Genomic DNA, 12753 nt, shown 5'->3' on the forward strand with positions numbered 1-12753 from the left:
GGCCGTCACCTGCTTCAGGAAAGGGAAAAAACGCCCGCCTGCACTACCCCGTCGCTGGACCCTGCGCCGAAATCCGCAACCGCATGCGTCGCGATACGCTGAAGTGCGCCCTGCGGCAGGTAGGCGCGATGGGGATCGCCGATCAGCACCTCGATGCCGGAGGCCTGGCAACGCCGCAGGAAAGCCATCACCCGCAATGCAAGCGCGGAATCGTAGAACAGATCGCCGACGGCGAGGATATCGGTCTCCTCCGGCGGCGGTGCCTCGATGATATCGACGGCGACGGCCAGGATGTTCACGCCGTTGATCGCCGCGTTGAGGCCGATTGCGGCAATGGCGTTGGCATCGACATCGACCGCCGTGACCGCGGCAGCTCCGGCCTTTGCCGCCGCAATGGCGACGAGCCCGGAGCCGGAGCCGAGATCAAGGACGCGACGGCCGGCGACCACTTCAGGACGGTCGAGCAGATGACGGGCAAGCACGGCGCCGCCGGCCCAGGGGTAGGCCCAATAGGGCGCTGGATCGCCTTCTTCGCGGCCGGCAAGCCGCCAGAGCCCGCTCGCAGGCCCCGCCGTATGCAGCAGGATTTCGGGAATGAGCGGAACGGGTGAAATCGGCAGATGGGCCTGGATGAAGGCGGCCGGATCGGGACACGGCGTGCCGGAGCGTTTCATCTTCGTCATGCTCCCTGCCTCATTTAGACACAAGTAGTAGAAAATTGTCGTCCTAAGAGATCGCCGTCTGCCCCTCATCCGCCTGCCGGCACCTTCTCCCCGCAAGCGGGGCGAAGGGGATATGCCGCACCCGCCCCCTCAACTTTAACGCTGCGTTTGGCACGTCCCCTCTACCCGTTTACGGGGAGAGGGTTAGGGTGAGGGGCAGCCTTCGCCAACCAGGCAGCAGTGCTGCCCCATTGCGAAATCCGATTCAAAAGACCTCATGCGAATGCCGCATGCCGTTGTTCTAGGAATAAAGCCCTCCGCCTCGACCGGCGAAGGGCTACGGCACAATCAGCCGGGCTTCTTCTTCGAGAACTTGTTCTTCGGCCCGGCGCCACCCTTGCCCTCGAATTTCGGGCGTTCGGATTTGGCGCCTTCGGATTTGCCGCCTTCATATTTGGGCTTGTCGTATTTCGGCTTGTCGAATTTCGGACCATCGAAGCCGGGCTTGCCGGGTTTCTTGCTCCAGGGTTTGCTATCGCGTCTTTCCTGGCTGCTATTGTCGGCTGCAGCATATCCGCCGCCCGGACCCTTGCCGAACTTGTTTTTCGGGCGTTCGTCGCGGAACGTGTCACCCGGCCGTTCGTCACGCGACGACTTGCCAGCGTAGGGCTTCGGCGACGGCGCCCGGCTGAAATCCGGCGTGCCGGAAAGCCTGGTCACGCGGATGCCGCGTTCGAGCGCCTTGTTCGGACCGATCGCCGCCAGGAAGCTTTCGGCACTCGCTGCCGCGATCTCCACGAAGGTTTCCTCGGGCTGCATCTTGATCGCGCCGATCTCGCGCTTCGTCACATTGCCGTTGCGGCAGAGCATCGGGATCAGCCAGCGCGGCTCGGCATTCTGCTTGCGCCCGACCGAGACGGAGAACCAGACGCTGGCGCCGAAATCCTCGCGCGGTCCCTTCTGCGCCGGCTCGTAAGACTCGGCATTGTCGCGGCGCTTGCGGCTGCCCCCATCCTGCACGGTGACCTCGATCAGGTCCTCCGGCGCCGAATGATTGGTGCGGTAGAGACGCAGGAAGGCGGCGGCGAGCTTTTCGGCGCCGTGGCTGGAAAGCAGCTGCTGCACCAGCCCCTGCTCTTCCTCCTGCGGCGCTTCGCTGAAGATCGGATCGGCGAGCAGCCGCTCGTCGTCGCGCTCATTCACCTCTTCGGCCGATGGCGGGCGAGCCCAGGCGGCCGAAATACCGGCATTCTCGAGCAGGCGCTCGGCCTTGCGCCGTGCATTCAGCGGCACGATCATGGCGCTGATACCCTTGCGCCCGGCCCGGCCGGTGCGGCCGCTGCGGTGCAGCAGCGTTTCCGGATTGGTCGGCAGGTCGGCGTGGATGACCAGATCGAGGCCCGGCAGATCGATGCCGCGGGCAGCGACGTCGGTCGCAATACAGACGCGGGCGCGGCCGTCGCGCATCGCCTGCAGTGCATGGCTGCGTTCGTTCTGCGTCAACTCGCCGGAAAGCGCCACCACGGCAAAATTGCGGTTGTTGAAACGCGACGTGAGATGATTGACGGCAGCGCGCGTCGAACAGAAGACGATGGCGTTGGTCGCCTCGTAATAGCGCAGCACGTTGATGATCGCGTTCTCGCGGTCACTCGGGGCCACCATCAGCGCGCGATATTCGATGTCGATATGCTGCTTTTCCTCGGCGGCGGTGCTGATGCGCACGGCATTGCGCTGGTAGCTCTTGGCAAGCTTGGCGATCGCGGCCGGCACGGTTGCCGAAAACATCAGCGTCCGGCGTTCGTCCGGCGCCGAATCGAGAATGAATTCCAGATCTTCACGGAATCCGAGATCGAGCATCTCGTCGGCTTCGTCAAGCACGGCGGCCTTCAGTTCCGACATGTCGAGCGCCCGGCGGCGGATATGGTCGCAGAGACGACCGGGCGTGCCGACGACGATATGCGCGCCGCGTTCGAGCGCTCGGCGCTCGCTGCGGATGTCCATGCCGCCGACGCAGCTGACGATGACGGCGCCGGTCATCTCATAGAGCCATTCGAGCTCCCGCTTCACCTGCAGGGCAAGTTCGCGCGTCGGGGCGATGACAAGCGCGAGCGGCGCGCCGGCATTGCCGAAGCGCTCCGTGCCTTCAAGCAGCGTCGGCGCCAGCGCCAGGCCGAAAGCGACGGTCTTGCCGGAGCCGGTCTGGGCCGAGACCAGCGCGTCGGAGGCGGCGAGGTTGGGATCGAGCATCGCCTTCTGCACCGGGGTGAGTTCGGCGTAACCGCGCTTCTGCAACGCCTTGGCGATCGCCGGAACGACGCCGTTGAATTCTGTCATGGGTTTCGATCTTTCGGAGCTGTCAGGCGCGAAATGCGCCATGGCCGGAGCCAGCCGGCGGGGTATTTGCGCCGTTCCTAGCCGCTCCGGCGGCGATTGTCAAAGCGTGCGGCTGCGCCACAGCCAGGTGTCGATATGGCTCGCCCGGCCGCGCAGCGCCGTTTCCAACGGACCCTCCATGCGGCCGGCCCGCAGCAGCACGCTGTCGGGGCCTGCCGCACGGACGATTTCAGCGCTCAGCGCCAGCTCGACGCCATGGAGGGCGGCCACCTCCATCAGCCGGCTGCCGACATTGATGGTGTCGCCCGCCGCCGTGATCTGCTGCCGGTCGCCAGTGCCGAGCCGCGAGGCAACGATCGGCCCACAATGGGCGCCGACCTTGAAGCCGATTTTCTTCTCGGCAAATCCCGCATGCGCCTGAAGCCAGGCCCGGGTGCGCTCGCACAGGCTGACGGCGCAGGCGACGGCCCGGGCGGCGTCGTCAGCGGCAGGCTCCGGCAAGCCGAACAGGATCATCGCCCCGTCGCCCATGAAGCTGGTGATGGCGCCGCCGTGAGCGCGCGCCTCCTCGTCGATCAGTTCGAAGAAACCGCTCAGCACCTCGCTGACCTTGACCGGCCCGAGATTTTCACTGAGGCCGGTGAACCCCGAGAGATCGATGAAGATGACGGCGGCGTTCTGGCGCACCGGCTGGGCAAGAAAATTCGGATTGCGCGCCAGCCACTCGCCGAGACCCGGCGCCTCGATGCGCTGCAAGAGCGCGCTCTGCTCGGCGAAATGGCGGGCGCGGCCGCGATCGAGCCAGAGTTCGGCCGCGCCGAAGATCAGCGCCGGCGGCAGCGCTGCGGCGATCGGCAGCGCCGCGCTCAGCCAGTAGCCATGCGCAAAGGCCGACAGATTGAGCACCGCCCAGACGATCAGCGTCAGCACGATGATGACATAGCCCGCAGCACTCCGCCGCCAGGCAATCAGCGAAACGAGCACGAGCGGCAGCCCGACGGCGGTGCCGGCATCGATCAGGCGGATCCGGTGGTCGCGCACCATGCCGTCGCCGCTGACGAGATGGGTGATTGCCGTCGACATCACCTCGACACCAGGCATGACGGGGTCGAACGGCGTCGGGAAGACGTCGCCACCGCCGGTGACCGTCGAGCCGATGACGACAATCCTGCCGGCAACGGCATCTCCAGAAAGCTTGCCATCCAGCGCATCGGTGGCGCTCAAGGTGGAGATGCTGCCGCGCCCGCCGTAGAAAGTCACCGGCAGGCGCTGGCCGATATCGGTGGGGATACGCAGCTTTCCGAGCATGATGGCATCGGGCTCGATGCTGGGATCGGCGCCGAGCGCCACCGACGCGGCACGCAGCGGAAAGGCCGGATCCAGCCGATCCGCACCACGCGAAATCAGCGGGATGAAGCGCGGCGTGCCGGTCTGATCGGTGGCGACATTGACGATGCCGACCGCGGCGGCTTCGGCGAAGCGGGGAAGCGGCAACAGAATCTGGTTTGCCTCGGGGATGGCGGCAAGCGGATCGTTCGCCGCATTGCTGACCTCTTGGCGGCTCCTGGCAAAGGTAGCCGCGGCGGCAATCACGCTCGGACCCTCGGCAAGGGCGGCAGCCAGCGCCGCATCGCCCTCCTCCGGCCCCGGATCGACGAGCAGAATGTCGAGCGCCAGCGCCTTCGGCTTTAAGGCGGTGATTGCGCCGACCAAGCGCGCAAGCGTGGCCCGATCAAGCGGATAGCCGTGGGTGGCAGCGGTGCGGTCGTCGATGGCGACGATCGAGACGACGGGAGGCGGCGTCTTCGCCCCGATGACGACGCTGCGGATGTCGGCAAGCGAGGCCTCCATCCGGTCGAGCAGCCCGCTTCCGCCATTGAGATTGGCATAGCCGAGTGCCGCCCCCCAAAGACCGGCGAGCAGCAGCGCGATCACCGTCTGCAGGCGATGGTTCATGGATTTATTGGCCGAGTCGGGCAAGAAGGGCGGCGACGCGCGGCGCCGGCCAGCGACGCACGACGAGCGGTTCCCTGCCGCCGCTGACGTCGACGCCCTCGCCCGGCGACAGCACCACCTGCTCGCCGACCGGCCGGCGGACGGCGACACTGCCTCTGACGACCAGCACCGAAGTCTTGCCACTGGCGACGTCGACGGCCCATTGCGTGCCGCGCACCGCAGCGATCGCCTGCGGCGTCACCACCTGGAAACCGCCCACATGCTGGCTGCCGTCGACATCGACGAGGATCGCCTTGCGCCGCAGCGATGCCGAATCAGGGCTGCCGTCACGGTTGCGGTCGGCAAGGCGGAAGGAAGCGCCAGCCTCCGCCGTGATCTTGACCCCGCCTGGACAGGTGAACACCTGGCGGGCGCCGGCGTCGCGCGCGATCGTGCAGCCGGCAGACTGCGCAACGGCCGCTCCATGCGGAATGAGGCCGACAGCAAGTGCGGCGGCAAGCAGGCTGCGAAAGGTCCTATGCATGGAAAGCCCCCATGATCGCGCGGACAGCTTTTTCGAAAGCGCCCGCCAACCGTCTTCTTCCATGTCGGGCATGATAGCCGAATTCGGATATTTCCCTAGGCAATTCTTAGGGGCTGGTGGTGGTTTCAGGCACCGGCCCGGCATAACGCGCCCGCGGCCGGATCAAGTCGCCGCTATCGATCTGCTCCATCGCATGCGCCAGCCAGCCGGTGGAACGGGCAAGCGAAAACAGGATGATCGGCGCCTCCCGCGGCAGATCGAAAGCGGCGGCCATGGCGGCAAGCGCGAAGTCGACATTGACCTTCTCGCCGACCATCTCCTCGCCGGTCTGCCGCACCTCGGCAAACGGCTGCGGCAGGGGGAAATGCGAAAGCAGCGCGTGCGCCCTGATATCGCCGTCGGGATAGAGCGGATGGCCGAAGGCCGACAGGCGATGGCCTTGGGCAAGCGTGCGGCGGATCGCCTGGTCCGCCCCAAGGGTGGCAGCCACCGCGATCAAGCTGTCGACGCCCTGCCAGGCGGCGCCATGCAGGGGCCCCGTCAGCGTCGCCAGCCCGGAAAGCACGGCCGCCGAAAGGGCGGCGCCCGCCGATGCCGTCACCCGTGCCGCAAAGGTCGAGGCGTTGAGTTCGTGATCGGCAAGCAGCACCAGCGCCCGGCGCAGGCAATCGGCAGCATCCGGCCGCTGCCAGCTCTCTGCAAGCCGCAAATGCAGCGGCTGGTCTGAGGGCCCCGGCGCCAGCGCATCGGCGACCGTAGAGAGCACCCCGCCGGCTTCCCGGCGAAGCACTGCTTGCGAGCGGCCGAGTGACGGCAGATCGGATGTCACTCGCCCGGCAAGCGCCAGGAATGCAGCCTGGAGCGATGGAGCCGCATGGTCCGCTGCAGTGGCGGAAGCAAGTGCTTCCGCACCGTTCCAGAGCAATGCCGCCGTCTGCTCCAGCGTCGCCGCCTCGGAAAAATCGGCCGCGTCTCGTCCGCGATAGAAAAGCCGTCCGGCTGTGATGGTGGAGATCGCCGAGGACAGCACCGGGTCGCCCCAGCGGATCGCATCGGCGGCAACCGTTTCGGCCTTGCGGCGGCCGGCATGGCGTTCGGCCAGCCGCTTCACGTCCTCAGCCTGATAGAGGCTGCGGCGCGGGTCTGCGGGATCGGGTTTGGCGCGGATGCGCCCGCGGCTGACATTGGCGTAGAGCGTCTGCGGCTTGGTCTTCAGCGCCTGCAGCGCTTCCTCGGCAGTCAGCCACGGCATCGACGCCTCATGTTGATCGATTACATCAAGATTGACGTCAATGAGAGTAGGTCGGATCATCCTTGTCGTAAAGGAGAAACAACATGAAAAATGGCTTGGAAGACGTCATTGCCGCCGAAACGCAGCTCTCGGATGTCGATGGCGAAGCGGGGCGGCTGATCATTCGTGGCGTATCGCTCGATCATCTGGTCGCAGACTGCAGCTATGAGGGTGTCGCCGCATTGCTGCTCGACGGGCTGATGGAGCGAAGCTTCGATGAAGCGCAATTGCGCGAGTGGCTGGCGAAAGTGCGAGCCGGGATTTTCCACCATGTCGAGGCGGCCGATGCCTCGATACTGGCGCTGCCGCCGGTCGATGCGATGCGGGCGCTGATCGCCCGGCTGCCCGATGGCGAGGATCTCGATACCGCGCTGAGCCTCCTGGCGGCGCCCGCGGTCTTCCTCCCCGCGGTTCTGCGCCTGCAGCGCGGTGAAAAACCGATCGCGCCCGAGGTCTCGCTGCCGCAGGCGGCCGATATCCTGCGCATGCTGACCGGACAATTGCCGACCAGGGAGCAGACGGCGGCGCTCGATACTTATCTGGTGACGATCTCCGACCATGGCCTCAATGCCTCGACCTTCGCATCGCGCGTCATCGCCTCGACCCAGGCCGGCCTTACCTCTTCGGTCCTGGCGGCGGTGAGCGCACTGAAGGGACCGTTGCATGGCGGGGCGCCGGGGCCGGTGCTCGACATGCTGGATTCGATCGGAACCGCCGAGAATGCCGGCCAATGGCTCGGCGGAGCGCTTGATCGCGGCGAACGGCTGATGGGCTTCGGCCACCGCATCTACCGCGTCCGCGATCCGCGCGCCGATGCGTTGAAAGGCGCGCTGAGGCCGCTGATTGCCTCGGAGCAGGTGGACAGCACCCGCGGTGCGCTGGCCGAAGCCGTGGAGGCTGCTGCCTTGGCGATCCTCAAAGCACGCAAACCGAACCGGCCGCTCGACGTCAATGTCGAATTCTACACCGCGCTGCTGCTCGAAGCGCTGGGCTTCCCGCGGGACGCCTTCACCGGCGTTTTTGCGATTGGCCGCACCGTCGGTTGGCTGGCGCATGCGCGCGAACAGGCGCTCGACGGCCGGCTGATTCGTCCGCGCTCGGTCTATATCGGCCCGCTGCCGGCCGCGGCCTGACGATTGGCTTCGGCGGCGGGGCAGCCCTGCCGCCGAATCTCAGCCGCCGACGAAAGCGGCGAGGTTGCCGAGCGTCAAACGGCAGCCTTCCTCATTGTCTTCAAGGCGGATGCCGGAGGGGACGTTGTCGCAGACCATCGTCACAGCGGTGCCACCCTCCACAGGCGCCAATGTCGTGCTGACCGTCATCTCACCGGAAAAGCTTTCGTTGTCGGAATCGAAGACCGTGGCCCAGACGATCCGTTCGTCAGGCACCAGCCTCGCGAAACGGCCCTCGAACCTGTCGGTCTTGTCGGAGGTCTTGCCTGGCTGCGACGCCTCTTCATCGGCATAGACCAGCGACATGCTGAACGCGCCGCCTTCCCTGCCGTCGAAGGCATGGACGATACCCTTCATCGAACCGGGTGGAAGCCAGGTGGCGACCGCCTCTGCATCGAGGAAAGCACGGTAGATGCGCTGAGGCGGCGCGGCGATGAAGCGCGAAACGGTGGTGCTGCGTCGGGTGGCCATGCCCGGCAAAATAGAGCACAGCAAGCACTTGCCCAGATCGCGCTTGAAATCGCGCGATCTGGATCGTCATTGTGGTCAGACGAGGCGGCTCTGTTCCGTCGCCGCTTCGATGAAGCTCGCAAACAACGGATGCGGGTCGAGCGGCCGGCTCTTCAGTTCCGGGTGGTACTGCACGCCGATGAACCACGGATGATCGGGATATTCGATCGTCTCCGGCAGCACGCCATCCGGCGACATGCCCGAGAAGACAAGGCCGCAGCTCTCGAGCCGGTCCTTGTAGTCGACATTGACCTCGTAGCGGTGGCGATGACGCTCGGAAATATCGGTGGAACCGTAGATATCCGAGATCTTCGTGCCCTTCTTCAGCGCCGCCTTATAGGCGCCGAGGCGCATCGTGCCGCCGAGATCGCCGGCTGCCGTGCGCTTCTGCAACTCGTTGCCCTTGACCCATTCGGTCATCAGGCCGACCACCGGCTCCTTGGTCGGGCCGAATTCGGTTGAGGAAGCGCCGGACACGTCGGCGAGATTGCGCGCCGCCTCGATGACCGCCATCTGCATGCCGAAGCAGATGCCGAAATACGGCACCTTGCGTTCGCGGGCGAAGCGGGCGGCGTGGATCTTGCCTTCCGAACCGCGTTCGCCGAAGCCGCCGGGCACGAGGATGCCGTGCACCTTTTCCAGATAGGGCGCCGGATCTTCCTTTTCGAAGACTTCGGACTCGATCCATTCGAGCTTGACCTTGACGCGATTGGCGATGCCGCCGTGATGCAGCGCCTCGATCAGCGATTTATAGGCATCCTTGAGGCCGGTATATTTGCCGACGATCGCGATCGTCACTTCGCCTTCCGGGGTGCGGATGCGGTTGCAGACCTCTTCCCAGGGGTCGAGACGCGGCTTCGGCGCCGGCTCGATGCCGAAGGCTGCGAGCACTTCGTCATCAAGGCCTTCCTTGTGGTAGGCGATCGGCACGTCGTAGATGTTGGCGACGTCGAGCGCCTGGATGACGGCCGACGGGCGCACGTTGCAGAACAGCGACAGCTTGCGCCGCTCGGCTTCCGGAATTTCGCGGTCGGCGCGCACCAGCAGGATATCGGGGTGAATGCCGAGCGCCTGCAGTTCCTTGACCGAATGCTGGGTCGGCTTGGTCTTGAGTTCGCCGGCCGCCGGAATATAGGGCATCAGCGTCAGATGGACGTAGACGGCGGTGCCGCGCGGCAGGTCGTTGCCGAGCTGGCGGATCGCCTCCATGAACGGCATCGCCTCGATATCGCCGACCGTGCCACCGATCTCGCAGATGACGAAGTCGTAATCGTCATTGCCCTCGATGACGAAATCCTTGATTTCGTTGGTGACGTGCGGAATGACCTGCACCGTCGCGCCGAGATAGTCGCCGCGCCGTTCCTTGTCGATGATGTTCTTGTAGATGCGGCCGGTGGTGATGTTGTCGGTCTTGGTCGCCGAACGCCCCGTGAAGCGTTCGTAGTGGCCGAGATCGAGATCGGTTTCCGCGCCGTCGTCGGTGACGAAGACCTCGCCGTGCTGGGTCGGGCTCATCGTGCCCGGGTCCACGTTCAGATAGGGGTCGAGCTTGCGAAGCCGCACCCGATATCCACGGGCCTGCAGCAACGCTCCGAGAGCCGCGGCCGCAATTCCTTTTCCGAGAGAGGAAACCACGCCGCCAGTGATGAATACGTATCGCGCCATGGGATTCACCGGATACCTTTTCAAAAACGATTCCACCAGCCCCAAAAATTCTTTTCCGGAATTTTCGAAGCCTGGCGAAGGAATCTGAACAAAAGAAAACCGGCAGACCCGAGGGCCTGCCGGCGGTTTATGTCGAAGACCGGTTTACTGTCCCGTCGGGACGCCGGCGGGCTGAGCCGGTGCCGGCGCGGCCGGAGTTGCGGGCGCGGCCGGAGCAGTCGTTGCCGGAGCCGTCGCTGAAGGTTCGCTGGCAGCCGGAGCCGCCGGAGCGGTCGTTGCCGGTGTCCCAGTTGCCGGAGCTTGAGCGGCGGGGGCCTGCGGTGCGGGCGTGGCAGCACCGCTGCTCGGAACGCCGTTGCCGGCCGGCTGGCTGGCTGGAGCCTGCGCGCCGCCGCCGAGCGAATCGAGAATGCCGTTGCCCTGGCCGCCCGTTGCCGGGATGCGGTCGAGGATATCGCTCGGACGGCCCTGGTAACGCGTCAGAACGCCGAGGCCGAGCGAGGTCAGGAAGAACAGGGTCGCCAGGATCGCGGTGGTGCGCGTCAGCGCATTGGCCGTGCCGCGCGCCGACATGAAGCCCGAACCGCCGCCGATGCCGAGGCCGCCGCCTTCCGAGCGCTGGATGAGCACCACGCCGACAAGGGCGAGCACGATCATGAGATGAATGACAATCAATACGGTCTGCATGGGTCCAGTCCTGCCCGCCTGGAGACGGACAAAGTTAAGAATTCTGGCGGCTCTTTACATGAGGCTTTCATCTATTCCAAGCCCTTCGGCCCGGAATAAGCCCCGGGATAAACGAATAACCCGGGAATAAAAACAATGCCTCAGGCGAGCAGCGCCTCATAGGCCCGGTAGATGGCGAGGAAGTCGGCCGCTTTCAAGCTAGCCCCGCCGATCAGCGCGCCGTCGACATTGACGATGCCCATCAGCTCGCCGGCATTGGCCGGCTTGACCGAGCCGCCATAGAGAAGACGCATCTTGCGGCCTTCGTCGCCGAAGCGGGCCACGAGCTCGGCACGCATGAAGGCATGCGCCTTTTCCACATCGCCCGCCGTCGGCGTCACACCGGTACCGATCGCCCAGATCGGCTCATAGGCGATGACGGTATTCTCGGCTGTGGCGCCGTCCGGAACCGAGGCGGAAAGCTGACGTTTGATGACATCGAGCGCCTGGCCTGTCCGGCGCTCATCGGCCGTTTCGCCGATGCAGATGATCGCCGTCAGCCCGGCGGCGAAGGCGGCCTCCGCCTTGGCGCGGACCAGGTGATCCGTTTCGGCATGGTCGGTGCGCCGCTCGGAGTGGCCGACGATGACATAAGTGCCGAAACAATCGGCAATCATCTCGGCCGAGATGTCGCCGGTATGCGCACCCGACGGGTTCTGATGACAATCCTGAGCGCCGATCGCCAGCGGGCTGTCGGTGCAGAGCGCCGTTGCCACGTAGAGCAGCGTCGCCGGCGGGCAGATCAGCGCTTCGACCTTGTCGGCAAGCGGCGAGGAAACGCCCTCGGCGATCGCCTTGATCTGATCCAGGGAGGCACGCATGCCATTCATTTTCCAGTTTCCCGCCACGAGCGGGCGCACGTCAGGTGTCATGCCAGCCTTCCAAATTCTGCGTAGGCCTTGGGCCATATCAAAAGCGCGCGGCAAAGAAAAGCATCATGCCCTTGACGTAAGGGGAATCTCGGCGATCCCGCCTATATTTCTGCGAAATTCAACCGCTAGCCGGCAAGAATCCAGTTCAAGACCCGGCGCCAGTCGATCATCCGGATCGGCGTCCCGTGATTGCCGGTCTGAAACAGCGTGAAGTGCGTCGGATATTTGGCCTTGTGCAGGCTTTCGAACAGCGCCTGCTGGGTGCTGGCGGCATAGACCGGGTCGCGGCTGCCATGGGCGAACCAGAGCGGCAGCTTCGCCTTGTAGAAGGCGCTCTTGGTGAAATCGGGATCGGTGACGCCGCTCATGACAAGCATGCCCTTCAACCGCTTGACGCTGCCCTCGTCGCGGGCAATGCCCCAGCAGACTTGGCTGCCCATCGAGGCGCAGGACAGGATGATCGGCCGGCCGGGCGATTGGGCGCTGGCGTAGCGGATGAGGCCGGCGATGGCCGCAACGCCACTGCTGTCGAAACTCCTGACCGTCGGCGAATAATAGACGCCGCCATTGCCGGCGACGAGGTTCTTCAGCCTGTTGAAATTGCCGCCGAAGCTGTAGTCGTTGGCGCCCAGCCGGCGGTCGCCGTCGCGGCCATGGATGAAAATCACCGTGAAGGCGGCATTCTGGGCCTGTCCCACCCTGGTGACATCGAGCCGGATGCCGTCCAGAGACAGCGTCTCGTCGACTTGGGCCTTGCGGATGCCAAGCGCCACATATTTCTGCTGCACCCGCTTTTGCGGGATCTGGTCGCGGCCGTTGATATCGCGCATCTCGTCATAGCCGATGACCTCGAAGGCGCCGTCATCGCCCGTCTGCAAGATGGCCTGCTGCGAAAACAGATCGTCCTTGAACGGCGGCAGCGCATCGCCTGCCCTCACCGGCCCGGCAGCCGACAGAATAGCCGCGGACAGGAAAAAGGCCGCAATTGCAGTGATGATGGTGCAATGACTTGTGGACATTCGCATTCGGATGGTTCCTGAAG

11 protein-coding genes are annotated in these 12753 nt (G+C 65.2%); 1 reads left to right on the top strand and 10 read right to left on the bottom strand.

From position 1 onward, the window contains the following. Window positions 1-14 precede the first annotated feature (14 nt). From AMK05_RS11285 to AMK05_RS11305, 5 genes are all read right to left on the bottom strand, one after another. A complete protein-coding gene (locus AMK05_RS11285) occupies window positions 15-674 on the bottom strand; it encodes a class I SAM-dependent methyltransferase (RefSeq protein ID WP_064841340.1) in 660 nt (219 codons plus the stop codon). Between the two features lie 336 nt (window positions 675-1010). Then, a complete protein-coding gene (locus AMK05_RS11290) occupies window positions 1011-2996 on the bottom strand; it encodes a DEAD/DEAH box helicase (RefSeq protein WP_064841341.1) in 1986 nt (661 codons plus the stop codon). Window positions 2997-3095: 99 nt separating this feature from the next. Continuing rightward, complete coding sequence (locus AMK05_RS11295; protein ID WP_064838530.1) at window positions 3096-4952, bottom strand: CHASE2 domain-containing protein; 1857 nt, start codon at window positions 4950-4952, stop codon at window positions 3096-3098. 4 nt (window positions 4953-4956) lie between these two features. Then, window positions 4957-5475, bottom strand: a complete 519-nt coding sequence (locus AMK05_RS11300) for a FecR domain-containing protein (protein WP_064841342.1) — start codon at window positions 5473-5475, stop codon at window positions 4957-4959. 106 nt (window positions 5476-5581) lie between these two features. Beyond that, on the bottom strand, window positions 5582-6727 hold the full coding sequence (locus AMK05_RS11305; RefSeq protein WP_064838531.1) for a citrate synthase: 1146 nt from the start codon (window positions 6725-6727) through the stop codon (window positions 5582-5584). Between the two features lie 83 nt (window positions 6728-6810). Between AMK05_RS11305 and AMK05_RS11310 the strand changes: the two genes are divergently transcribed. After that, a complete protein-coding gene (locus tag AMK05_RS11310) occupies window positions 6811-7899 on the top strand; it encodes a citrate synthase/methylcitrate synthase (protein WP_064838532.1) in 1089 nt (362 codons plus the stop codon). Between the two features lie 39 nt (window positions 7900-7938). Here the strand turns inward: AMK05_RS11310 and AMK05_RS11315 are convergent, their stop codons facing one another. From AMK05_RS11315 to AMK05_RS11335, 5 genes are all read right to left on the bottom strand, one after another. After that, window positions 7939-8409, bottom strand: a complete 471-nt coding sequence (locus AMK05_RS11315; RefSeq protein ID WP_064838533.1) for an SRPBCC family protein — start codon at window positions 8407-8409, stop codon at window positions 7939-7941. 75 nt (window positions 8410-8484) lie between these two features. Further along, window positions 8485-10113: a CTP synthase gene (locus AMK05_RS11320; RefSeq protein WP_012557733.1), complete on the bottom strand. Its 1629-nt coding sequence runs from the start codon at window positions 10111-10113 to the stop codon at window positions 8485-8487. Between the two features lie 144 nt (window positions 10114-10257). Further along, window positions 10258-10800 (bottom strand): preprotein translocase subunit SecG, encoded by a 543-nt coding sequence (secG, locus tag AMK05_RS11325; RefSeq protein WP_064838534.1) that lies wholly within the window; start codon window positions 10798-10800, stop codon window positions 10258-10260. A gap of 140 nt (window positions 10801-10940) precedes the next feature. Then, window positions 10941-11711, bottom strand: a complete 771-nt coding sequence (tpiA, locus tag AMK05_RS11330; protein WP_064838535.1) for a triose-phosphate isomerase — start codon at window positions 11709-11711, stop codon at window positions 10941-10943. A gap of 125 nt (window positions 11712-11836) precedes the next feature. Then, window positions 11837-12736: an alpha/beta hydrolase gene (locus AMK05_RS11335; RefSeq protein WP_064838536.1), complete on the bottom strand. Its 900-nt coding sequence runs from the start codon at window positions 12734-12736 to the stop codon at window positions 11837-11839. Between the last annotated feature and the right edge of the window lie 17 nt (window positions 12737-12753).

The sequence above is a fragment of the Rhizobium sp. N324 genome, from assembly GCF_001664485.1.
Classification (GTDB): Bacteria; Pseudomonadota; Alphaproteobacteria; order Rhizobiales; family Rhizobiaceae; genus Rhizobium.